The organism is Micromonospora sp. NPDC049060, assembly GCF_040649055.1.
Taxonomy (GTDB): domain Bacteria; phylum Actinomycetota; class Actinomycetes; order Mycobacteriales; family Micromonosporaceae; genus Micromonospora; species Micromonospora reichwaldensis.
The window spans coordinates 1-22,963 of record NZ_JBEZEV010000060.1 but is presented as its reverse complement, the minus strand read 5'-3'; the positions used below and the strand labels follow the sequence as shown (position 1 = coordinate 22,963).

Genomic DNA, 22,963 nt, shown 5'->3' with positions numbered 1-22,963 from the left:
TGGTCGTCCGTTCTTCGTGCGGCGGCCCGCACACCCGCTAGGGCATCCTAGGACACTAGGTGAACGGTGGGGAGAGGCTGTCTGGTTGACTGGGCTGATGGGAGAGCTTCTGCTGATCCGGCACGGTGAGACCACCTGGAGCGCCAGCCGCCGGCACACCTCGTACACCGACCTCCAGCTCACCCCCGACGGCGAGCGGCAGGCCCGCGCCCTCGGCCGCTTCCTCGCCGGCCGCCGCTGCGCCGCGGTCCTGACCAGCCCCCGCGCCCGGGCGCTGCACACCGCGCGCCTCGCCGGCCTCACGGTCACCGGCACGCTCGACGACCTGGCCGAGTGGAACTACGGGGAGTACGAGGGGCGCACCACCGCCGACATCCGCGACGACCACCCGAACTGGTCCATCTGGGCCGACGGCTGCCCCGGCGGGGAGTCCCCGAACCAGGTCGGCGAGCGCCTCGACCGGGTGCTCGCCCGGGTCCATCCGCTGCTCGACCGGGGCACCGTCGCCCTCGTCGGGCACGCCCACAGCCTGCGCGTGCTCGGCGCCCGCTGGGTCGGCCTGCCCCCGTCGGCCGGCGGGCTGCTGCGCCTGGACACCGCCACGGTCAGCGTGCTCGGCCACGAGCACGGCCGGCGGGTCATCCTGCGCTGGAACCAGCCGGTTCCCCCGACCCCCGCGAGCGCACCCGAAGCTGGGGCTCGGCACTGATCTTCGGCGACCGGTTCTCGTACGGCGTCGACAGCACCACCGTCGTACGGGTCGTCACGTTCGCCGCCGTCCGGATCTCCTGGAGCAGCCGCTCCAGGTCGGCCGGGCTGGCCACCCGCACCAGCAGGAGATAGAAGTCCTCCCCCGCCACCGAGTAGCACGAGTCGATCTCGGGCAGGTGGGCCAGCCGCTCCGGCGCGTCGTCCGGCTGCGACGGGTCGAAGGGCCGGATCGCCACGAACGCGGTAAGCGGCAGGTCCAGGGCCTCGAAGGAGACCCGGGCGGCGTACCCCTTGATCACTCCGCGCTGCTCCAGGCGGCGCACCCGCTGGTGCACGGCGGAGACCGACAGGCCCACTCGCTCCGCCAGATCGGTGTACGACAGCCGACCGTCAGCGGTCAGCGCGGCGATGATGGCGCGGTCGATCTCCTCCACGGCGTGCAACCTACCGGGAAAACCGCGTCGCGGCGACGAGGCGGCCCGCCGGCGCGACGCCGCGCCGGCGGGCGACGCCCGTCAGCCCTTCGCCAGCGCCCGGGAGATGACCAGCCGCTGGATCTGGTTGGTGCCCTCGACGATCTGGAGCACCTTGGCCTCGCGCATGTAGCGCTCCACCGGGTGGTCGGCCACGTAGCCGGCCCCGCCGAGCACCTGCACCGCGTCGGTGGTCACCCGCATCGCCACGTCGGTGGCGAAGAGCTTCGCCTTCGCCGCCTCGATCGAGTACGGCCGGCCGGCGTCGCGCAGCCGGGCCGCGGCCAGCATCAGCGCCCGGGCCGCGGAGATCTGGGTGGCCAGGTCGGCGAGCGTGAAGCCCAGCCCCTGGAAGTCGATGATCGCCTTGCCGAACTGCTGGCGCTCCCGGGCGTAGCCGACCGCGTAGTCCAGCGCCGCCTGGGCCAGCCCGACCGCGCAGGCGGCGATGCCGAGGCGTCCCGAGTCGAGTGCGGACATGGCGATGGTGAAGCCCGCCCCCTCCCCGCCGATCAGCCGCTCCGCCGGCACCCGGGCCGAGTCGAAGGCGATCTGCGCCACCGGGGAGGCGCGCAGCCCCATCGTGCGCTCGGCCGCCTGCGGCGCGATGCCGGGCGTGGCGCGGTCGGCCAGCAGGCAGGAGATGCCCTTCGGGCCGGGCCCGCCGGTGCGGCAGAAGATGTTGTAGAAGTCCGCCACCTGCGCGTGGGTGATCCACGCCTTGGTGCCGTCGACCACGTAGTCGTCGCCGTCGCGCACGGCCTTCGTGGTCAGCGCGGCGGCGTCCGACCCGCCCTGCGGCTCCGACAGGCAGTACGCCCCGAGCTTCTCCCCGCCGATCATGTCGGGCAGCAGCTTGCGCTGCTCGTTCGTCCCGAACTGTGCCAGGGGGTAGCAGGACAGCGTGTGCACGCTGACCGCCTCGGCGACCGCCAGCCAGCGGCTGGCCAGGATCTCCAGCACCTGGAGGTAGACCTCGTAGGGCTGGGCGGCGCCGCCGTGCTCCTCGGCGTAGGGCAGGCCGAGCAGGCCGGCCCGCCCGAGGGTGCGCAGCACCTCGCGGGGGAACTCCGCGCGCTCCTCGAACCCGGCGGCCCGCGGCGCGAGCTCCCGGTCGGCGAGTTCGGTGGCGAGGTCGAGCAGGTCGTGGGCCTCGTCGGTGGGGAGGATCCGGTCGACAGTCATAGCGCGATGAGCTCCGTGGGGGTGGTGTTGAGCCGTTGCACGCCGTCCGTGGCGCAGACGACGATGTCCTCGATGCGGGCGCCGTGGCGGCCCGCCAGATAGATGCCCGGTTCGACGGAGAACGCCATCCCCGGCTCCAGAGTGCGGGCGTTGCCGGCCACCACGTAGGGCTCCTCGTGGCCGTCCAGGCCGATGCCGTGGCCGGTGCGGTGCAGGAACTCCGCGCCGAACCCGGCGGCCGCGATCGGCTCCCGGGCCGCCGCGTCGACGTCCTCGGCGGTGATCCCGGGGCGGACCGCGGCCACCGCGGCCCGCTGGGCGGCGTGCAGCACCGCGTAGTAGTCGACGAACTCGGCCGGCGCCGGGGCGCCCGCGACGTAGGTGCGGGTGCAGTCGGAGCGGTAGCCCGACGGCATCGTCCCGCCGATATCCACGACGACCGGCTCGCCGGCGCCGATCGGGCGGTCGGAGGTGCCATGGTGCGGGCTGGCGCCGTTCGGGCCGGCGGCGACGATCACGAAGTCCACGCTCACGTGGCCGGCGGCCCGGATCGCCGCGGCGATGTCGGCGCCCACCTCCGCCTCGGTGCGCCCCGGCCGCAGCCACTCCCCCATCCGCGCGTGCACGGCGTCGATCGCCGCGCCCGCCTCGGCCAGCGCCGCGACCTCGGCCGGGGACTTGCGCAGGCGCATCTCGCGCAACACCTCGGAGGCCAGCCGCTGGGTGGCGCCGGGCAGCGCCGCGCGCAGGGCCAGGACCTGCTCGGCCCACATCCGGTCGGCCAGGCCGACCGTCGCCACCGGTCCGCCGAGGGCGGCGACGAGCAGCGGGTACGGGTCGGTGCCGTCGGCGTGGTCGACGATGCGTACGCCGGTGGCCGGCGCGGGGGACGCCTCGGCGGCCGGCCGTTCCAGGGTGGGCACGATCAGGGTCGGCTCCCCCTGCGCGGGCAGCACCAGGCAGGTGAGCCGCTCCCCCTCGTGGGCGTCGTAGCCGGTCAGGTAGCGCAGGTCGGAGCCGGGGGTGAGCAGCAGCGCGTCCAGGCCGGCGGCGGCGGTGGCGCGCTGGGCGTCGGCCAGCCGTCGGGGCGGATACAACTCGTCGGATCCCACGCGCTCAGCTTAACGGTCGTTCGGGGGCGCCCCCAGCCCGCCCGGCTCCGGGGAGCGCTCTCCAGTCCATCGACCATCGTGAGCGGCGCGCGGGGCCCTGTCACCGCCCCGGCGGGACGGGGCCCGTCACCGGGCCCGGCCGCCCGGCGTCAGTCGGCGCCGTCCGCCCCCGACGGCAGCGCGGCGGCGAGCCGACGGACCCGGTGCGCGTGGGTCAGCACGTCCACGCTGTCGACGTACTGGTCGACCGCGCCGAGCGGCACACGCGCGCGCAGGGCCGGGTCGGTGATGGCGGCGCGTAGCGCGGCGGCGAGGCGACCCGCGTCCAGGACCAGGAACGGTCGGGCGTGAAACGGCCGGGGCCGGGCGCGCACCGGCGCCGCCAGGCCGGTGTCGTCGGTCCAGGCGGCGACCGCCGCCAGCGCCCGGACCAGCCCGTCCTCCCGCTCCCGCCAGTCGGCCGGCCCGAGCGCGTCGGCCAGGGCCGCGACGACGGGCGCCGCGTCCGGCAGCCGGGCGAACACCGTGCCGAGCCACTTGTCGTACGGGGGCCAGCGGCGGTGCAGCAGCAGGCCGAGCCGCATCAGGTCCCGGGCCAGCCCGGCGGCGACCACCCGGCTGCCCAGCTCGTCGCCGCTCTCCGCGCAGCGGCCGGGCAGGTGCTCGGCCTGCGCGACGCGGGTCCACGCGGCGGCGAGCACGTGCCGCCACACGTCGTCCGGATACCACGCCAGCGCCGCCCGGGCCGCGGTCAACGCGCCGTCGAGGCCGTCGTGGAAGATCGCGCCGCCGGTCACCTCGGCCAGCCGCTGCGTCGGGGTGGCCAGCCAGTCGGCCGTGCCGACGCCGCCGGCCGGGTCGAAGCCCAGCCGGTCGTGCCACCAACCGCCCAGCTCGTGGACCGTGACGCCGTGGCGGCTGCCCGCCCGGTCGGCCACCCCCAGCCTGCCGTGCCCGGTGAACCGGGTCGGCCAGCCGAGGAACTCCGCCGGCAGGTCCGCGTCCAGCGCCGCGCGCAGGGCCGGGATTCGGGCCGCGTCCGGCGCGGCGACGAAGAGCTGCCCCCGCGGGCCCCAGTCGTGGTCGGTGGAGCGCGGGGTGTCCAGGCCGAGCAGTTCCGAGCCGCCGTCGAGCAGACCGGCCGCGTACGGCAGGTCGGGAAGGCGGCGACGCAGGATCGGCGCCAGCACCTCGTCGTGGAAGCGGCGGCCCAGCGTCAGGCCGGCAACGAACGTCACACCGGCAAGTCTGCGCCCGAGGACGGCGCTCCCGCAGCCCGGTTCCGCCGCCACCGGCCGTACCCGCCGATAGGCTGGGCGCGGACGGGTCGCCGACGGGAAGGAGCGACCGCCGTGGCAGCGACGGAACCCGAGCGCGCCGCGACCCGACGTCGCCGGCTGCTCTGGGCGGGCGTCCTCGCGGTGGCGGGCCTGGTGCTGCTGGTCGTCGGCCTGACCGTCGCCGACGGCACGGCGGCCTGGCTCGAGGTGGCGGCCGCCATCGTGCTGCTGCTGGTCAGCTACGGGCTCCAGTACGTGGCCCGCCGCGAGGCGCTGTACCGCGACGACGACCGTCCCTGATCCGCCGCGCCGTGCCCGGCTCCCGGGGACCGATGTCCGGAGAGTCCCGCTAAGGGCGATCTTGGCCCCGCTGCGCGGGGTTGTCGTCGCCGAGCAGTCTTGTTAGCGTGCCGATGCGGGTCGAGAGGCGCTGCGACGGATGATCATCCGCCACGCTCGGCCCTTCCTTGGTCCAAGGGCGCCTCCCGCTGGGAGGCCCGTCCCTCCGGCGGATCACTCGCTGTGGGGGTTGTGCACATGGCAACGGACCTTACTGACTTCATCGCCGGCCTGCCCAAGGTGGAACTGCACGTGCACCACGTCGGGTCAGCGACACCACAGACCGTGGCTCGCCTGGCCGAGCGGCACGCCGGGACCACGGCCGTGCCGGCCGACCCGGCGCGCCTGGCCGAGTACTTCACATTCACTGACTTTGCGCACTTCGTCGAGGTGTACCTGTCGGTGGTGGATCTGATTCGCGACGCCGAGGACCTGACCACGCTCACCTACGACATCGGTGCCGGCCTCGCTTCCCAGTCCGTGCGGTACGCCGAACTGACGCTGACCCCGTACTCGTCGATCGTGCGGGGCATCCCGGCCGAGGCGTACTGCGAGGCGGTCGAGGACGCCCGGCTGCGGGCCGCCCGCGACCACGGCATCCAGCTGCGCTGGTGCTTCGACATCCCGGGTGAGCCCACGATGACGGGCGCCGACATCACGCTCGACGTGGCGCTCAAGCAGCGCCCGGACGGGCTGGTCAGCTTCGGGCTGGGCGGCCCTGAGGCCGGAATCCCCCGGCGGCGGTACGCGGGCCACTTCGCCGCCGCCCGGGCGGCCGGGCTGCGCAGCGTCCCGCACGCCGGTGAGTCGACCGGTCCGCAGACCGTGTGGGAGGCGGTACGCCACCTCGGCGCGGAACGCATCGGCCATGGCATCGCCGCCGCCCGCGACCCCGAGCTGATGGATCACCTCCGGGAGCATGACATCGCCCTGGAGGTGTGCCCGACCTCCAACGCCTGTACTCGTTCGGTGCCGTCGCTGGCCGAGCATCCGCTACCGCAACTGGTGGCCGCCGGCGTGCCGGTCACCATCAACTCCGATGACCCGCCGATGTTCTCCACCACCCTGAACAGGGAATACCAGGTGGCCGCAGACCTGCTCGATCTGGACGAGCGCGGTGTCGCCGAGCTGGCCCGCCAGGCCGTGCGGTACTCGTTCCTCGACGATCCGGGCAAGACCGCCACGCTGGCCGAGATCGACGACCATCTCCAGTCGTTCTCGTACCGCGCGGCTGCGGCGACCAGTCCGAGTGGGGAAAATCCCCGATGACCACCGCCAGCGCTGACACCTTCGGGTCCGGGAACCGGGACCCGCGGGTGCAGCACATCGTGTGGAACTGGAACGGCACGCTCCTGGGTCACGGCGGTGCTCTCATCGCGGCGACCATGGACGCGCTGCAAGCCTGCGGGTTCCCTCCCATCACCCGGGCCGACCACCGACGACAGCACTGCCAGCCGATCCCGTTGCGCCAGACCGGGTTGTCGCTGGCCTTGGCTTGCCGGGACTTACCCGAACGTTAGGCCCCGAGCGTCTGCCCCCCTGATCGTCGGTGGGGTGTGCCAGGCTGTCGGGCGTGGCACACCGACCCCCGATCCTGCTCATCGACGCGCCCAGTCTCTACTTCCGGGCCTACTTCGGCATTCCCGAGTCGGCGGCCCGGACCGCCGACGGCAGCCCCGTCAACGCGGTGCGCGGCTTCCTCGACATGCTGGCGAGCCTGATCCGCACCCGCCGGCCCGACCGGATGGTCTGCGCGATGGACCACGACTGGCGGCCCGACTGGCGGGTGGCGCTGCTGCCGTCCTACAAGGCGCACCGGGTGGCCCCCGAGGGCGGCGAGGTGGTGCCCGACACGCTCAGCCCGCAGGTCCCGCTGATCCTGGAGGTGCTCGACGCCGTCGGGATCGCCCACGTCGGCGCGACCGGCTACGAGGCCGACGACGTGCTCGGCACCCTCTCGGTGACCCAGCCGGCGCCGGTCGAGGTGGTCTCCGGCGACCGGGACCTGTTCCAGCTCGTCGACGACGCACGCCCCGTGCGGCTGCTCTACGTCGGGCGGGGCGTGGCCAAGCTGGACGACTGCGACGACGCCGCGGTGCGCGCCCGCTACGGGGTGCCGGCCGACCGCTACGCCGACTTCGCCGCCCTGCGGGGCGACCCCAGCGACGGGCTGCCCGGGGTGGCGGGCGTGGGCGAGAAGACGGCCGCCCGGCTCGTCGAGCGCTACGGCGACATCGCGGGCATCCTGGCCGCCCTGGACGAGCCCAACTCCGGCTTCGCCCCCGGGCTGCGCACCAAGCTGGTTGCCGCGCGGGACTACCTGGCCGTCGCGCCGCAGGTGGTCCGGGTCGCCCTCAACGTGCCGCTGCCCGAGCTGGCCACCGAGCTGCCGACCGCGCCGACCGACCCCGACCGGCTGCTGGAGCTGGCCGCCGAGTGGAACCTGGCCGGCTCGGCACGCCGCCTGGTCGACGCCCTCGCGCAGCGGTCCTGACCCGGTCGCGCGCACGGCCGGGCAGGGGCACGGCCGGTCGCGCGCACGGCCCGACAGCGGGTCGCCGCCGGGCCGGACGGGACCGCAGGTCCGCAGGTCCGCAGGTCCGCAGGTCCGCAGGTCCGCAGGTCCGCAGGTCCGCAGGTCCGCAGGTCCGCAGGGAGATCTTCCCGGCTGCGGGTGTCGGTCCGCTGGGCGGGTCAGCGCGGCGGGTTGTCCCGGCGGGACGGGAACGGGGTGCCCGGCCGGCCGAGCGTCGACCGGGCCCGCAGCCCCACCGGGTCCGGCGGCGGCGACGCCTCGGCCGGCTCCGGGCCCCGCAGGGTGTCGAAGTACGCGGCGGCGGCCCGGTCCTCGGCGGTGGGGGCGGCGAGCAGCGCGTAGACGAGCCCGACCACGCCGAACACCACGGCGAGGATGATCGGCACGAGCAGGGTGCTGACGCCCGCGCCCACCACCTCGCCCTGCCCGGAGTGCGGATGCACCGACATGGCGCTCATCCCGGTGAAGTGCATGCCGTTGACGGCGACGCCCATCAGCAGCGCCGAGCCGACGATCGCCAGCCCCCGGCGGACGGTCATCGCGAGCCAGAGCGCCACCGTGGCCGCGACCACCGCGATCACGACCGACAGCACGACCCGGGTGGTGTCGTAGTCGATCCGGCCGTTGAGCCGCATGGCCGCCATGCCGGCGTAGTGCATCGCGGCGACCCCCGCGCCCGTGAACAGGCCCCCGGCGAGCAGCCGCACGGCGGAGAACCGCCCGGTGCCCACGATGGCCAGGCCGATGCCGACCGCGATCACCGCGATCATCGCGCTGGCCACGGTGATCGGCACGTCGTACCGGATCCGGGTGCCCTCGACGGCGAAGCCGAGCATCGCCATGAAGTGCATGGTCCAGATGGCGGTGCCACCGATGGCCCAGGCCGCCAGGGTTCCCCACCAGGCGCGCTGGCCCGCGCTGCCCGCCGTGCGGATCCGGCCCGCGCAGATCAGCCCCAGGGCCGAGCCCAGCACCGACAGCGCGTAGCTGAGCGCGGGGGTGATCCACCCGTACTCGAAGTGATTGATCTCCGCCACGGCGGCCTTCTCCCAGATCGTTCCACCGACGCGCGATCTCGCGCCGGAGCAATGATCAGGGATGCCGTGACCAGGCACGACGGCACCCCCCGAATTGCCGGGGGGTGCCGTCGCGGTGACTTAGTGATGCGTCGATTTCGATGTTCGGTGACGGAAAGTGACGATCAGGCGGGGGTGTGGTAGGCCAGCACACCCCGGTTCACGGCGCCGATCGCCTGCCGGGCGGTGGACCTGAGTTCCGCCGAGGCGCCGCCGGAGTCGGCGAGCTGGCCGAGCAGGTCGACCACCTGCCGCGCCCAGCGGACGAAGTCGCCGGCCGGCATCTCGCCGTCGATCTCGTGGCCGCTGCCGAGGACCTTCGCGAGCGCCTCGCCCCGCGCCCAGCGGTAGACCGGCCAGGCGAAGCCGAGGTCGGGCTCCCGGGTGACGGTGAGGCCCCGGGCCGCCTCGTCGGCCTCGATCTCGCTCCACAGCTTGAGCGTCTCGTCGACCGCCTCGGCCACCGGGCCACGCGGCAGCGACGCCCGCTCGTCGACGTCGCGGCGCGCCTCAAAGACCACCACGGAGACCGCCGCCGCCAGTTCGGCCGGGGAGAGCCCGTCCCACACCCCGCGCCGCAGGCACTCGGCGACCAGCAGGTCCGCCTCGGTCCAGATCCGGCCGAGCATCCGGCCGGCGTCGGTCACCGCGCCGTCGGGCGCCAGGTAGCCCCGGGCGGTGAGCAGCGCCACGATCCGGTCGAACGTGCGGGCCAGCGAGCCGGTCCGGCCGGCCACCCGCTGCCGCAGCTCCTCGGTGTCGTTCTCCAGGCGGCGGCGCCGCTCCGCCCAGCGGGCGTGCTCCTCGCGGTCGGGGCAGGCGTGGCAGGGATGCCGGCGCAGCTCGGTGCGGAGCTGGCTGAGCCGGTGGTCCTCGCCGACGGCCTGCCGGGACCGGCCGCCGCGGCGGCCGCCGTGCCGGTCCAGCCCGGTGCCGCTGACCTCGGCGGCCAGGTCGCGCCGGGCCGCCGGGGACCGGTGGTTGAAGTGCTTCGGCACCCGGATCCGCGCCAGCACCTCGGCCGGGGTGGTGAAGTCCCCCGGGCTGACCCGGCCCGCCCAGCGGTCCTGGGTCAGCACCAGCGGCCGGGGCTCGCCGAAGCCGCCGGTGGCCGGGTCGAGCACGACCGCCAGGCCGGCCCGCCGGCCCGACGGCACCCGGATCACGTCGCCGATCCGCAGCCGCTCCAGCGAGGCCACCGCGGCGGCCTTGCGCTGGCTCTGCCCCTGCCGGGCGATGGCCCGCTCCCGCTCGCCGATCGCCACCCGCAGCGCGAAGTACTCGTCGAAGTCGCCGTGGTGGCAGGCCGCCTCCGCGCCGTACGCCTCGATGGTCTCGGTGTTGCGCTGCACCTGGCGGGCCAGGCCGACCACCGACCGGTCCGCCTGGAACTGGGCGAACGAGGACTCCAGCAGCGCGCGGGCCGGCTCGGCACCGACCGTGCCGACCAGGTTGACCGCCATGTTGTAGGACGGCCGGAAGCTGGACCGCAGCGGGTAGGTGCGGGTGGAGGCGAGACCGGCCACGTGCCGGGGGTCGGTCTCCGGGGACCAGACGACGACGGCGTGCCCCTCGACGTCGATGCCCCGCCGGCCGGCACGGCCCGTGAGCTGGGTGTACTCCCCCGGCGTCAGGTCGACGTGCGCCTCGCCGTTGTATTTCACCAGGCGTTCCAGCACGACGCAGCGGGCCGGCATGTTGATGCCCAGGGCGAGCGTCTCGGTGGCGAAGACCGCCTTGACCAGGCCCCGGACGAAGAGCTCCTCGACGACCTCCTTGAACACCGGCAGCATGCCGGCGTGGTGGGCGGCCAGGCCGCGTTCGAGGCCGTCGAGCCACTCCCAGTAGCCGAGGACGGTCAGGTCCTCGCCGGGGATGGCGGTGACCCGCGACTCGACGACGCGGCGGATCTCGGCCCGCTCCTCGGGGGAGGTGAGCCGAAGTCCGGCGGCGAGGCACTGCTGCACGGCGGCGGCGCAGCCGGCGCGGCTGAAGATGAACAGGATCGCCGGCAGCAGCCCCTCCCGGTCGAGCCGGTCGACGATGTCGGGGCGCATCGGGCCACGCCAGCGGGGCCCGCGCCGGCCGCCGCCGGGTCCGGCGCTGCGCCCCTCGCCGAACTCGAGGCGGCGCATGGTGTCGCGGGTGTAGCGCAGCAGCTCGGGGTGCACGTCGTGCTTGCGGGCGGCGTCGGCGTCGTGGAACAGGTCGAACATCCGCTTGCCGACCAGCATGTGCTGCCACAGCGGCACCGGGCGGTGCTCGCTGACCACCACGGCCGTCTCGCCGCGCACGGTGACCAGCCAGTCGGCGAACTCCTCGGCGTTGGACACGGTGGCCGACAGGGAGACCAGGGTGACCGAGGCGGGCAGGTGGATGATCACCTCTTCCCACACCCCGCCGCGGAACCGGTCGGCCAGGTAGTGCACCTCGTCCATCACCACGTACGCCAGGCCGTCGAGGGTGGCCGAGCCGGCGTAGAGCATGTTGCGCAGCACCTCGGTGGTCATCACCACCACCGGGGCGTCGCCGTTGATGGCGTTGTCGCCGGTGAGCAGCCCGACCTGCTCGGCGCCGTAGCGGTCGACCAGGTCGTGGTACTTCTGGTTCGACAGGGCCTTGATCGGGGTGGTGTAGAAGCACTTGCGCCGGCGGGGCGGGGCCCCGTCGCCGGCAGCGGGCGCCGGCGTGCCGCGCAGCGCCAGGTGTACGGCGAACTCGCCGACCACCGTCTTGCCGGCGCCGGTCGGGGCGCAGACCAGGACGCCGCTGCCCCGTTCCAGCGCCTGGCACGCCTCCCGCTGGAAGTCGTCGAGGTCGAACCCCAGATCGAGGGCGAACTCGTCAAGTGCCGGGAACTGTGAGGCCTGCGCGGCCCGGCGGCGCGCCGCGGCGTACCGCTCGGCGGGGCTCGACATGCCTCCAAGATTAATGCGTGCCGCCGACAGCCACCGGACAAGGCCAACCGGCAGGGGGGTCGGGGGCGGTCGGTAGGGTGCACGACGTGCCGGATCATGCCGAACCGCCCCACGCCTCGCGCGGCGCCGACGACGCCGTCCGCCCGGGTCCGTCCCGCCGGCCGGTGGAGGCGGTCCTGCTCGACTTCCACGGCACCCTGGCCCAGGTGGAGGAGCCCCGGGACTGGGTGCTCGCGGCCGCCGCCGCCTGCGGGGTGAGCCTGGAGCGGATGCGGGCCACCGCGCTGGCCGACCGGCTGCTGACCGCCGGCCGGGCGGGCGGGCCGCTGCCGACCCGGGTGCCGCCCCGGCTGGCCGAGCTCTGGGCCGACCGGGACCTCTACCCGCACGCCCACCGGGGCGCCTACACCGGGCTGGCCGAGACCGTGGACGCGGGCATCGAGGGCTTCGCGGAGGCACTCTACGAGCGGGTGCTGGTGCCCGAGGGCTGGGTGCCCTACCCGGACACCGCGGCGACTCTGGACGCGCTGCGGGCCGGGGGCGTCCGGGTGGCCGTCGTCAGCAACATCGGCTTCGACATCCGGCCGCACTTCGAGGCCTGGGGGCTGGCCGGGCTGGTCGACGCGTTCGTGCTCTCGTACGAGGTGGGGCGCTGCAAGCCGGACCCGGGGATCTTCCTGCGCGCCTGCGGGATGCTCGGCGTCGATCCGGAGCGGGCGCTGATGGTGGGCGACACGCCGGCCGACGCGGGGGCCGTCAAGGCTGGGTGCGCGGTGCTGGTGCTGCCGGCCGCCGAGGCGGGTCGGGCCAACGGGCTGGGCGCCGTGCTGGACCTGGCCGGCGTCGAGCATCAGCGCTAACGGCACACCAACAGCGCCGTTAACACCAGGCGCTAACGCGAAGGCGTTATCGTCGCTGCCATGATCACCGAGACGTCGCCCCGGGACCGGATCGTCCGGGCCGCCGCCGCACTGCTCGCCGAGGGCGGCCGGGAGGCCGTCTCCACCCGCGCGGTCAGCCGGGCGGCGGGGGTGCAGGCGCCCACCATCTACCGCCAGTTCGGCGACATGCGCGGCCTGCTGGACGCGGCGGCCAGCTACGGGTTCGCCGCGTACCTGCACGCCCAGGCGGCCGGGGACCTCGCCGACGACCCGGTCGACGACCTGCGCCGGGGCTGGGACCTGCACGTCGGCTTCGGCGTGGCCAACCCGGCGTTCCACGCCCTCATGTACGGCGACCCGCGCCCCGGCGAGACCCCGACCGCGGCCAGGGTGGCGGCCGACATCCTGCGCCAGCTCGTGCACCGGGTGGCCGAGGCGGGTCGACTGCGCACGAGCGTCGACCAGGCGACCGAGATGCTGCACGCCACCGCGTGCGGGGTCACCCTCACCCTGATCCGGACCCCGCTGCCGGGGCGCGACCCGACCCTGTCGACCCGGACCCGGGAGGCGGTGCTCGCCGCCCTGGTCACGGACTCCCCCGCCGCCCGGGCGACCTCCCGGGCCGACCGTCCGGTCCGGCACGCGGTGGCGCTGCGCGCCGCCCTCGACACCCTCACCACGGATCTCACCGCCGCCGAACGCACCCTGCTGGCCGAATGGCTCGACCGCATCACCCGCACAACCCCCTGACCAACGCCCCACGCCCTGGCGGGCTCGACGCCCTCGACGGGGTCGATCATGCACTTCTGGTGCCGGCTTTGCGGGCATTCACGGCTTGTGCGGGGCACCACGACTGCATGATCGGCGCCGGAAGGGCGGGGAGGGCGGGCGGGCGGGTCAGCGGAGGAGGTGAAGGGCGGCGGGGGTGGCCGTGACGGTCAGGGGGAGGGCCAGGGCACGCTCGCCGTCGGCGTACGTGGTGATGCCCTCGGCGCTCAGCTCGACCGTACGGGCGCGGTAGCTGCGCACCAGCGGATGCGTCACGTGGGTGCCCCGGTAGATGCGCGGCTTGACCCGCATCAGGGTGCGCCGGTGGAACCGGCCGCCCACCACCACGTCGAGCAGGCCGTCGGTCGGATCCGCGTCCGGGCAGATCCGCATGCCGCCGCCGTAGCTGGCGCAGTTGCCCACCGCCACCAGCACGGCGTCCACCTCGTGCGGCACCCCGTCGAGACGCAGGGTGTAGCGGCGCGGGCGCAGCCGGGCCAGCTCCACCAGGATCGCCAGGTCGTAGCGGCGCGGGCCGCTCGGCCAGCGCATCCGGTTGGCGCGCTCGTTGACGATCGCGTCGAAGCCGGCCGCGAGCACCGCCCCGTACCACCGGTCCGTACCGTCGGCCCCCGTCATCCGGGCCAGGTCCACCGGGCGGGTGCGGCCGTCGCGCAGCGCCGCCGCGATCACGTCGACGGCGGCGAGTGGGTCGGCCGGGAAGCCGGTGTCGGCGGCGAAGTCGTTGCCGGTGCCCGCCGGCACCGGACCGAACGGGACCCCCGTCCCGGCGACCGCCTGCAGCGCGCGGTGCACGGTCCCGTCGCCGCCGACCGCGACCAGGGCCGACGCACCGTCGCGCACCGCCGCCCGGCAGGCCGCCTCGGCCTCGTCGGCGGTACGCGCGTGCAGCGGGCGTACCGGCCGGCCGGCAGCCGCGAGCCGGTGCAGGACCTGCGGCAGCAGCCCTCGGTGCCGACCCCGGCCAGCGGTCGGGTTGGCCAGCACGGCGACGGGCCCGGCGCCGGCGACGGAGGGGTGATCGTCTGCGGTCACGGCGAGCACCGTACCGCCCCGGGACCGGCGGGGGCACCGCCCACCGTGCGGTCGGCGACCCACCGGCGGGGGCACCGCCCACCGTGCGGTCGGCGACCCACCGGCGGAGCACCGCGCACCCGGGCGCAACTGACATTTGTCACGGCCGACCCGTGCGGCACGCATCCGTCGTCATGACTGAACGCACTGGAACCGCCATAGCCCGAACGGACAGACTCAGATCCGTCAGCAGGACGCAGGCATCGGCCGAACGACAACAGCACCGGCCGAACAGCGGAGGGAGTGGTCACGGTGGACGAGCGCTACGACAGCTACTGCGCCGCCGACCGGCTCTTCTACGACTCCCTCGGCAGCGCGGTCGAGCAGCCCACCTTCGCGGCGGCGCAGCGGCCCGTCCCCGACGGCTGGCGCTCCGAGCCGCTCGACGACTGGCTGATCTACGCCCCCGAGGGCGGCACGCTGCCCCAGCAGGGCTGGAAGATCCACGTGTCGGCGACGCTCGACAACGCCGAGCGGGTGCTGGACGCCGTCTGGGACTACTGCGTCCCCCGTGGACTGTCCTTCAAGTTCCTCCGCGGCCCGCGCACCCTGCTCCTGCGCAACTCCAAGTACGCCTCCCGGGCGGCCAGCGGCAAGTTCATCACCGTGTACCCCCGCGACGACGCGGAGCTGGAGCTGGTCTGCAAGGAGCTCGACGAACTGCTCGCCGGCGAGCCCGGCCCGTACATCCTCAGCGACCTGCGCCACGGCGCCGGCCCGGTGCACGTACGCTACGGCGGCTTCGCCGCGCGCTACTGCCACTCCCCCGACGGCCAGGTGGTCCCGGCGATCGAGGACGACACCGGCACGCTGGTGCCCGACCGCCGCGACCCGGTGTTCCACGTGCCGTCCTGGGTGACGCTGCCCGACTTCCTCGGCCCGCACCTGGCCGCCCGCAACGCCACCAGCACGAACGAGGTGCCGTACCGGATCGAGAAGGTCATCCACTTCTCCAACGGCGGCGGCCTCTACGTCGGCCGGGACGTGCGGACCGACGACCAGCTGGTGCTGAAGGAGGCCCGGCCGCACGCCGGTCTCGACGCCGACGGCACCGACGCGGTCGCCCGCCTGGCCCGGGAGGCCGACGCGCTGCGCCGGCTGGCCGACCTGCCGCAGGTGCCCCGGGTGCACGACGAGTTCGCCCTCGGCGAGCACCGGTTCCTCGCGCTGGAGTTCATCGAGGGCCGCCCGCTCAACAAGGTCCTGGTCGACCGGTACCCGCTGATCGACGCCGACGCCACGGACGCCGACCGCGCCGACTACACCCGCTGGGCGCTGGACGTGCACCGGCAGGTCGAGGAGGTCGTCACGGCGATCCACGACCGCGGCCTGGTCTACGGCGACCTGCACCTGTTCAACGTCATGGTCCGCCCGGACGACCGGATCGCGCTCGTCGACTTCGAGGTCGCCGCGCCGATCGACGGCCATCGCCGGCCGGGACTACGCAACCAGGGCTTCGCCGCGCCCCGGGACCGCACCGGTCCCGCCGTCGACCGGTACGCCCTGGCCTGCCTGCGGCTGGCGCTGTTCCTGCCGCTGACCCAGCTCGTCCGGCTCGGGCCGGAGAAGGCCGCGCACCTCGCCGACGTGATCGCCGCGCACTTCCCGGTGCCGAGGGAACTCCTCGACGACGCCGTACGGGAGATCACCGGCACCGCCCCGGCGGACGCCGGAGACGCACCCGACCTCACCGTCGACGTCGGGCCGGCCCACCGGGACCGGCTCGCCCGGGCGATCCTCGCCAGCGCGACACCCGACCGGGACGACCGGCTCTTCCCCGGCGACATCGAGCAGTTCCGCAGCGGCGGGCTCAACCTCGCCCACGGCGCCGCCGGCGTCCTGTACGCCCTGCACGTCAGCGGCGCCGGACGGTGGCCGGAACACGAAGAGTGGCTGGTCCGCCACGCCACGGCACCCGCCTCCGGCACCCGGTGCGGCTTCTACGACGGCCTGCACGGCGTCGCGTACGCCCTGGAGACGCTCGGCCGCCGGCAGGACGCCCTCGACGTGCTCGACATCTGCCTGCGCCAGCCGTTGGACGGCCTGGACCACAGCCTCTCGGGCGGCCTCGCCGGCATCGCGCTCAACCTGGCCGAGCTGGCCGGACGCACCGGCGAGACGACCCTGCGCGACGCGGCCTGGCGGGTTGCCGAGCGGGTGGTCGACCAGCTCGCCGACGACCCGGGGCCGGACATCAGCGGCGGGCGCAACCCGTACGCCGGGCTGCTGCGCGGCCGCACCGGGCCGGCGCTGCTGCTGGTGCGGCTGCACGAGCTGACCGGCGACGAGGCCCTGCTGGACCACGCCGCCACGGCCCTGCGCCAGGACCTGCGCCGCTGCGTGGTACGCCCCGAGGGCGCGCTGGAGGTCAACGAGGGCTGGCGCACCATGCCCTACCTCGGGCAGGGCAGCGTCGGCATCGGGCTGGTGCTCGACGAGTACCTGCGGCACCGCGCCGACGAGCGGTTCGCCGAGGCCAGCGCCGGCGTACGCCGCGCCGCCCGGTCACCGTTCTACGCGCAGTCCGGCCTCTTCGCCGGACGGGCCGGCATCATCGCCTACCTGGCGGCGTACCCCGACGATCCGGAGCTCTGCCGCGAACGCGACGCCCAGGTGGCCCGGCTGGCCTGGCACGCCCTGCCCTACCGCGACGGCACCGCCTTCCCGGGCGAGCAGCTGCTGCGGCTGTCCATGGACCTCGGCACCGGCACCGCCGGCGTGCTGCTGGCGCTGGCCGCCGCGCGGCCCGACGACCCGGTGAGCCTGCCGTTCCTCGCGCCCCTGACGGGCGCCCCCGACTCCCTCGCCTCGGCGAGGGTGACCCACCCGACCGACCAGCACGGAAGGAGGTGACACGACATGGCGCTTCTGGACCTCCAGGGCCTCGAGATGGCCCCCGCCGACCGCACGGGCGGTGGCAGCCGGGCGAGCCTGCTGCTCTGCGGCGACAGCTCGCTGTCCGTCACGACCTGCAACTGAGCCGGACGCCCTCAGCGGCGACATCCAGCGCAGGACCATCCGACCGACCAGTACAGAAGGAGATGATCGACATGGCGCTTCTCGACCTTCAGGGCATGGAGATGGCCCCCGCCGACCGCACCGGCGGTGGCAGCCGGGCGAGCCTGCTGCTCTGCGGCGACAGCTCGCTGTCCGTCACGACCTGCAACTGACCAGGTCATCACGCGAGGCCCTGGGCGGACGCCGTGTCCGCCCAGGGCCGCACGTCTTTCGCGGGAGAAGCCATGGGGACGCCGACCGGCTCCGACCGGCTGCTGCGGCGGGTGGTCCGCGACGGCGGCGGGTGGACGGTCCTGCTCGGCGCGGTCTCACTCACCGGCGCCGCCGCCGAACTCGCCCTGCCCGCCGCGCTCGGGCTCGCGGTCGACGCCGCCGTCGACGGCGACCGCGGCGTCTGGTGGCCGGCCGCCGTCTGCGGCCTGATCGCCGTCCTCATGGTCACCGACGTCCTCGCCGACGTGGCCAGCGGGTACGGCGCGGCCCGGGCCACCGCGCGACTGCGCCGGCGCCTGCTGCGGCACCTGTTCGCCTGCGACGTCCGCACCGTTCGCCGCCACCCGGTGGGCGACCTGGTCGGTCGGCTCGTCGGGCAGGCCGCCGAGGCCGGGCAGGCCGGCACCGCCGTGGTGTTCGGCGTCGTCGCGCTGCTCCCCCCGGTCGGCAGCGTCGTGGCGCTCACCCTGCTCGAACCGCTGCTCGGCGTCACCCTCCTCGGCGGGCTGGCCCTGCTCACGCTGCTCATGCGCGCCTTCGTCACCGACGCCTCCGCCGCCGTCGCCGGCTACCAACGGGTGCTGGGGGACATCGCCGGGCGCCTGCTGGAGGCCCTCGGCGGCGCCCGCACCATCGCCGCCGCCGCCACCGTCGACCGGGAACGCGACCGGGTGCTCGCGGCCCTGCCGGAACTGCGCGGGTACGGGCTGCTCAGCTGGCGACTGCTGGCCAGGGCGAGCGCCCGCACCGCCGCCGTGGGGCCGCTGCTCCAGGTGGCCGTCGTGGCCGTCGGCGGGTACGCGCTGACCGTCGGCTGGCTCTCCCCCGGCCAACTCGTCGCCGCCGTGCAGTACGCGGCCCTCGGCGCCGGACTGGGCGCAGTGCTGGCCACCCTGAACCGCCTCGTCCGCGCCCGCGCGGCGGCCGGCCGGATCGCCGAGCCGCTGGCCCACCCGGTACGCCCCGACGGCACCGAGCCGCTGCCGCCCGGCCGGGGGGAACTGCGGCTGCGCGGGGTGGGTGTACGCGCCGAGGACGGGCGGGCGGTCCTCGACGGGATCGACCTGACCGTCCCGGCGGGCGCCACGGTGGCCGTCGTCGGCCGCTCCGGCGCCGGCAAGTCGACCCTCGCCGCGGTGGCCGGCCGCCTGCACGACCCGGAGACCGGCGAGGTGCTGCTGGACGGGGTGCCGCTGCGCCAGCTCGACCCGTCCGCGCTGCGCCGGGCCGTCGGCCACGCCTTCGACCGGCCCGTGCTGGTCGGCGAGACGGTGCACGACGCGATCGGGCTCGGGCTGCCCACCGGCTCGGCGCGACCGCCCGCCAGCACCGCCCCGGCGACCCCGGCGGTGCTGGCCGCGGCGCGGGCCGCGCAGGTCGCCGACGTCGTCGCCCGGCTGCCCGAGGGCTTCCGCACCCGGTTGACGGACGCGCCGCTCTCCGGCGGCGAGGCGCAGCGCCTCGGGCTGGCCCGCGCGTTCCCCGCCGAGCGGCTGCTCGTCCTCGACGACGCCACGTCCAGCCTGGACACCGCCACCGAACACCGGATCGCCCGGGCGGTGGCGGCCGGCGCCGGCGGGCGTACCCGACTAGTGGTGACCCACCGCGCGACGACGGCGGCGGCGGCCGACCTGGTGGCGTGGCTCGACGGCGGGCGGCTGCGGGCCGTGGCGCCGCACCGGCAACTCTGGGCCGACCCCGCCTACCGGGCCGTCTTCACGCCCGGCGGAGACGCCCGATGAGCGGCCCCGGCGTACGCCGCAGCACCTGGGCGGCACTGCGGGCCCGCCGGCGGGCCCTGGGCCGGCTGGCCGCCTGGTCCGCGGTGGAGGCCCTGCCGGCGCTGCTCGGCGGGGTGCTCGTGGCCCGCGCCGTCGACAGGGGTTTCCTGGCCGGTGAGTTCGGCACCGGCCTGGCCTGGCTGGCCGGGCTGGCCGCAGCCGTGCTGGTGGGCGCGGCGGCCACCGGACAGGTGTACCGCAGCCTCGGGGCCGTGGTGGAACCGTTCCGCGACGAGTTGGCCGCCCGGGTGGTGCGGGGGGCCCTGCACGACGCCACCCGCGCCGGCGGCCGGGCGGACAGCGCCACCGTGGCCCGGCTGACCCACCAGGTCGAGGTGGTCCGGGACACCTTCGGCGGGCTGCTGCTGGTGGTCCGCGGGTTCCTGTTCACCGCCGGCGCGGCGCTGCTCGGCCTGCTCGCCCTGGCCCCGCCGCTGGCCGGCGCGGTGGCCGCCCCGCTGGTGGTGGGGCTCGCCGTGTTCGGGGCGTCGCTGCCGGCCATGGTGGCGCACCAGCGGGCCCAGGTGACCGCCGGCGAGCAGCTCGGCCGCTCGGCGGCGTCGGCGCTGGCCGGGCACCGCGACGTCGTCGCCTGCGGCGCGCAGGAGCGCGTGGTGTCCGACGTGGACCAGCGGGTCACGGCGCAGGCCGACGCGGAGCGGACGCTGGCCCGGATGGCGGCGCTGCGCAGCCTCAGCCTCGGCGTGGGCGGCTGGCTGCCCGTGGTGGTGCTGGTGCTGGCCGCGCCGTGGCTGGTCCGCCAGGGGCTGAGCGCCGGCGCCGTGCTGGGCGCGCTGGTCTACGTCACCACCGGGCTGCAACCCGCCCTGCACGCGGTCGTGCAGGGCGTCGGTGGCGGCGGCCTGCGCTACGCCGTCACCCTGGGCCGCATCCTGCGCACCAGCCCGCCCCCGGGGCCCGACCTCCCGCCGCCCGCCGCCCCGCCGTCGCGCCCCGCCGCCGTCCCGGCGCCCCCGGTCCCCGCCGGCCCGGCGGGTCCTTCACCAGCCGCCGCCGTCGGCGACCCGCCGGCGGTCGCGCTGCGGGGGCTGACCTTCCGGTACGGCCCGCACGCCCGCCCCGTCCTGGCGGATTTCACCCTGACGGTGGCGGCCGGCGACCATCTGGCCGTGGTGGGGCCGAGCGGTGCCGGCAAGTCCACCCTGGCCGCGCTGGTCGCCGGGCTGGCGTCACCGGAGTCGGGCACGGTCCACCTGGCCGGCTTACCGGTAAACGGCACGCCGCCGGAGGCGCTGGCCCGGCTGCGGGTGCTGGTGCCGCAGGAGGCGTACGTGCGCACCGGTTCCGTCGGCGACAACCTCCGCTACCTGCACGCCGACGCCGACGACGCGACGGTCCTGGCCGCCGTGCGCACCCTCGGCGCCGGTCCCCTGGTGGCCCGCCTCGGTGGCCTGGACGCCGAACTCGACCCCGCCGCCCTCTCCGCCGGGGAGCGTCAGCTCGTCGCCGCGGTCCGGGCCTACCTCGCCCCGGCGCCGCTGGTGATCCTCGACGAGGCGACGTGCCACCTGGACCCGACCCTGGAGGCGACCGTCGAGCACGCCTTCGCCCGCCGGGGCGGCACCCTGGTGGTGATCGCGCACCGGATCAGCTCGGCGACCCGGGCGCAGCGGGTGCTGGTGTTCGACGGCGACCGGCCGCTCGTCGGCAGCCACGACGACCTGTTGACCCGCTCGATGACCTACCGCGAGTTGGTCGGGCACTGGGAGGACGTGACGCCGCCGGACCGCGTGCCGCTCGGCCGGCCCTGACGGTCCCGGGGCCGGCACCCGTCGTCAGATCCAGCCGGCCTCGCGGGCGACCCGCACCGCCTCCACCCGCGTGCGCGCGCCCGCCTTGCGGGCGATCCGGCCGAGGTGGTTGCGCACGGTCCCCGGCGCGAGCCCGAGCGCCCGGGCGACCTCCACGACCGGTGCCCCGGCCGCGGTCAGGTCGAGGATCTCCGTCTCCCGCGAGGTGAGCGGGCTGTCCCTGCTCAGTGCCGCCATCACCAGGTCGGCGTCGACCACCGACTCGCGGCGGGCCAGCCGCCGGATGCCGTCCAGCACCCGGTGCGGGGAGACGTCGGCGCCGAGGATCCCGACGGTGCGCCCCGGCACGAAGACCCGGTGCAGGCTGCGCGCCCGCCGACGGTCGGCGAGCACCAGCAACGGGCAGTGCCCCGCCACGCCCGTGTCGCCGATGAGGTCGAGGTCCACGACCGCCACGTCGGGACGCTGCGTCCGGACCGCCGGTGGCAGGGCGTCGCCCCGGTCCAGTTCCGCCACCACGCTGATGTCCGCCTCGGCGGCGAGCACGAGCGACAGGGCGCCACGGACCAGGGCGCCGTCGAGAGCGAGCAGGGTACGGATCACCGTTGACCCCTCCGGAGCGTCGTCAGACAGATCACGGACCGTCAGAATTCAAACACGTCCCGCCAGATTCCGCTCGGCGGGCGACCCGCCGCCGTCCAGGCTGTATTCGGCGGGCGACCCGCCACCGTCCGGGCCGTATTCGACGGGCGATCCGCCGCCGTCCGGGCCGTATTCGGCGAGCGATCCGCCGCCGTCCAGTCCGGACGTGGGGCGGGACGGCGTTGGCACGCCCCGGCCCGGGTGGGCGGGGCCGGCCCGCTACATCCAGCCGTCGCGGCGGGCGCGCCACACCGCCTCCATCCGGTTGCGGGCACCGGTCTTACGCATGATCGCCGACAGGTGGTTGCGTACGGTCCCGTGCGCCAGGTAGAGCCGGCGGGCGATCTCCTTGAGCGGCAGGCCCTCCGCGGCCACCCGCAGCACCTCCACCTCCCGGCGCGTCAGCGGGCTCGACGCGGGACGCAGCGCCGTCACGGCGGCGGCGGCGTCGATGACCTTCCCCCCGGCGGCGAGTTCCCGGACGGCGTCGACGAGCGCCTCCAGGGACGCGTCCTTGCCCACCAGGCCCCGTACGCCAGCGGCCAGCAGGTCCCCGACGATCCGCTGGCTCCACCGGCGGCCTATGGCCAGCACGGCGGTGTCGGGCATCGCCCCGGTGATCTCGGCGACGACCTCGACCGGGTGCGGGGCGTCCGGCGCCAGGTCCACCAACACCACGTCCGGCCGGTGCCGGCGCACCAGGGCGGGCAGCTCCGCCACCCCGGTCACCTCGGCGACGACCTCGATGTCCTCCTCGCTCGACAGTGCCGCGCACAGCGCGGTGCGCAGCAGGCCCATCTCCTCGACAACGACGACGCGGATCAACGGGTGGCTCCGATCTGGGGGGTGCGGGGGCGGCGGGGCGGTCCCGTTGACGGGACTACGCGGGCCGGCCGGACGGAACGACTGGATCATCAAGCGCGACAACGACGACCGACGGTCAGGGGCATCCGGGTGGCCCGGCGCGGCGCGCAACGGCCGGATGAACCGGACGAGCGCGTGGGCGGGCCCGCCGGGACTCAGCCCGGGCGGGCACTCACCCCGGGAGACCGGTCACCCGGGCCGGCCGGCGCGGGTGGTGGCCCGCCGTCGGCCCCCGTCGAAAGAGCCGCGCCGGCGCGGTGCACGGCCGGCACCGGGGCGCGGCCGGGCGTGGGGGCGCG

General features: G+C 75.5%; 20 protein-coding genes and 1 riboswitch. Of the genes, 11 read left to right on the top strand and 9 right to left on the bottom strand.

Features of this window, described 5'->3' with window-relative positions:
• Positions 1 to 97 precede the first annotated feature (97 nt).
• Positions 98 to 709, top strand: coding sequence for a histidine phosphatase family protein (locus AB0B83_RS20555; protein WP_357579546.1), 612 nt, complete (start codon positions 98 to 100; stop codon positions 707 to 709).
• On the opposite strand, the gene AB0B83_RS20550 is transcribed toward AB0B83_RS20555, so the two are convergent.
• The 4 genes from AB0B83_RS20550 to AB0B83_RS20535 form a co-directional block, all read right to left on the bottom strand.
• Entirely contained in the window at positions 639 to 1,145 is a 507-nt protein-coding gene (locus AB0B83_RS20550) for an Lrp/AsnC family transcriptional regulator (protein ID WP_151456848.1), read from the bottom strand. The genes AB0B83_RS20555 and AB0B83_RS20550 overlap by 71 nt on opposite strands.
• 81 nt (positions 1,146 to 1,226) lie before the next feature.
• A complete protein-coding gene (locus AB0B83_RS20545) occupies positions 1,227 to 2,369 on the bottom strand; it encodes an acyl-CoA dehydrogenase family protein (protein WP_357579545.1) in 1,143 nt (380 codons plus the stop codon).
• Positions 2,366 to 3,481 carry a Xaa-Pro peptidase family protein gene (locus tag AB0B83_RS20540; protein WP_357579544.1) on the bottom strand — a complete coding sequence of 372 codons (1,116 nt, stop codon included), beginning with the start codon at positions 3,479 to 3,481 and terminating at the stop codon, positions 2,366 to 2,368. The genes AB0B83_RS20545 and AB0B83_RS20540 overlap by 4 nt, the downstream gene beginning before the upstream one ends.
• Before the next feature lie 149 nt (positions 3,482 to 3,630).
• Positions 3,631 to 4,719 (bottom strand): DUF4037 domain-containing protein, encoded by a 1,089-nt coding sequence (locus AB0B83_RS20535; RefSeq protein WP_357579543.1) that lies wholly within the window; start codon positions 4,717 to 4,719, stop codon positions 3,631 to 3,633.
• A 114-nt stretch (positions 4,720 to 4,833) separates the two neighbouring features.
• On the opposite strand from AB0B83_RS20535, the gene AB0B83_RS20530 reads away from it, so the two are divergent.
• The 3 genes from AB0B83_RS20530 (at position 4,834) to AB0B83_RS20520 (ending at position 7,594) form a co-directional block, all read left to right on the top strand.
• On the top strand, positions 4,834 to 5,061 hold the full coding sequence (locus AB0B83_RS20530) for a DUF3040 domain-containing protein (RefSeq protein WP_101409825.1): 228 nt from the start codon (positions 4,834 to 4,836) through the stop codon (positions 5,059 to 5,061).
• A 116-nt stretch (positions 5,062 to 5,177) separates the two neighbouring features.
• A riboswitch (S-adenosyl-L-homocysteine riboswitch) is annotated at positions 5,178 to 5,251 on the top strand.
• A 47-nt stretch (positions 5,252 to 5,298) separates the two neighbouring features.
• Complete coding sequence (locus tag AB0B83_RS20525) at positions 5,299 to 6,369, top strand: adenosine deaminase (RefSeq protein ID WP_357579542.1); 1,071 nt, start codon at positions 5,299 to 5,301, stop codon at positions 6,367 to 6,369.
• 304 nt (positions 6,370 to 6,673) lie between these two features.
• A complete protein-coding gene (locus AB0B83_RS20520) occupies positions 6,674 to 7,594 on the top strand; it encodes a 5'-3' exonuclease (protein WP_357579541.1) in 921 nt (306 codons plus the stop codon).
• 200 nt (positions 7,595 to 7,794) lie between these two features.
• Here the strand turns inward: AB0B83_RS20520 and AB0B83_RS20515 are convergent, their stop codons facing one another.
• Both AB0B83_RS20515 and AB0B83_RS20510 read right to left on the bottom strand, forming a co-directional pair.
• Positions 7,795 to 8,673, bottom strand: a complete 879-nt coding sequence (locus AB0B83_RS20515; RefSeq protein ID WP_357579540.1) for an MHYT domain-containing protein — start codon at positions 8,671 to 8,673, stop codon at positions 7,795 to 7,797.
• Positions 8,674 to 8,837: 164 nt separating this feature from the next.
• Positions 8,838 to 11,630, bottom strand: coding sequence for a DEAD/DEAH box helicase (locus AB0B83_RS20510; RefSeq protein WP_357579539.1), 2,793 nt, complete (start codon positions 11,628 to 11,630; stop codon positions 8,838 to 8,840).
• A gap of 164 nt (positions 11,631 to 11,794) precedes the next feature.
• On the opposite strand from AB0B83_RS20510, the gene AB0B83_RS20505 reads away from it, so the two are divergent.
• A complete protein-coding gene (locus AB0B83_RS20505) occupies positions 11,795 to 12,490 on the top strand; it encodes an HAD-IA family hydrolase (RefSeq protein WP_357579559.1) in 696 nt (231 codons plus the stop codon).
• A 60-nt stretch (positions 12,491 to 12,550) separates the two neighbouring features.
• The gene (locus tag AB0B83_RS20500; protein WP_357579538.1) at positions 12,551 to 13,261 is read left to right on the top strand and encodes a TetR/AcrR family transcriptional regulator; all 711 of its coding nucleotides are present in this window, start codon (positions 12,551 to 12,553) and stop codon (positions 13,259 to 13,261) included.
• A gap of 147 nt (positions 13,262 to 13,408) precedes the next feature.
• Here AB0B83_RS20500 and AB0B83_RS20495 read toward each other — a convergent pair whose 3' ends face one another.
• Positions 13,409 to 14,344, bottom strand: coding sequence for a diacylglycerol kinase (locus AB0B83_RS20495; RefSeq protein ID WP_357579537.1), 936 nt, complete (start codon positions 14,342 to 14,344; stop codon positions 13,409 to 13,411).
• Between the two features lie 282 nt (positions 14,345 to 14,626).
• Here AB0B83_RS20495 and lanKC point away from each other — a divergent pair, with 282 nt between their 5' ends.
• From lanKC to AB0B83_RS20470, 5 genes are all read left to right on the top strand, one after another.
• A complete protein-coding gene (gene lanKC / locus AB0B83_RS20490) occupies positions 14,627 to 17,227 on the top strand; it encodes a class III lanthionine synthetase LanKC (RefSeq protein ID WP_357579536.1) in 2,601 nt (866 codons plus the stop codon).
• Positions 17,228 to 17,233: 6 nt separating this feature from the next.
• Entirely contained in the window at positions 17,234 to 17,353 is a 120-nt protein-coding gene (locus tag AB0B83_RS20485) for a SapB/AmfS family lanthipeptide (protein ID WP_013734295.1), read from the top strand.
• A 71-nt stretch (positions 17,354 to 17,424) separates the two neighbouring features.
• The gene (locus AB0B83_RS20480; protein WP_089003486.1) at positions 17,425 to 17,544 is read left to right on the top strand and encodes a SapB/AmfS family lanthipeptide; all 120 of its coding nucleotides are present in this window, start codon (positions 17,425 to 17,427) and stop codon (positions 17,542 to 17,544) included.
• Between the two features lie 72 nt (positions 17,545 to 17,616).
• Positions 17,617 to 19,347: an ABC transporter ATP-binding protein gene (locus AB0B83_RS20475; RefSeq protein ID WP_357579535.1), complete on the top strand. Its 1,731-nt coding sequence runs from the start codon at positions 17,617 to 17,619 to the stop codon at positions 19,345 to 19,347.
• Positions 19,344 to 21,158: an ABC transporter ATP-binding protein gene (locus AB0B83_RS20470; protein ID WP_357579534.1), complete on the top strand. Its 1,815-nt coding sequence runs from the start codon at positions 19,344 to 19,346 to the stop codon at positions 21,156 to 21,158. The genes AB0B83_RS20475 and AB0B83_RS20470 overlap by 4 nt, the downstream gene beginning before the upstream one ends.
• Before the next feature lie 24 nt (positions 21,159 to 21,182).
• Here the strand turns inward: AB0B83_RS20470 and AB0B83_RS20465 are convergent, their stop codons facing one another.
• Both AB0B83_RS20465 and AB0B83_RS20460 read right to left on the bottom strand, forming a co-directional pair.
• Positions 21,183 to 21,761, bottom strand: a complete 579-nt coding sequence (locus AB0B83_RS20465) for a response regulator transcription factor (protein ID WP_151455839.1) — start codon at positions 21,759 to 21,761, stop codon at positions 21,183 to 21,185.
• Positions 21,762 to 22,019: 258 nt separating this feature from the next.
• On the bottom strand, positions 22,020 to 22,625 hold the full coding sequence (locus AB0B83_RS20460) for a response regulator transcription factor (RefSeq protein ID WP_357579533.1): 606 nt from the start codon (positions 22,623 to 22,625) through the stop codon (positions 22,020 to 22,022).
• Positions 22,626 to 22,963: the final 338 nt, after the last annotated feature.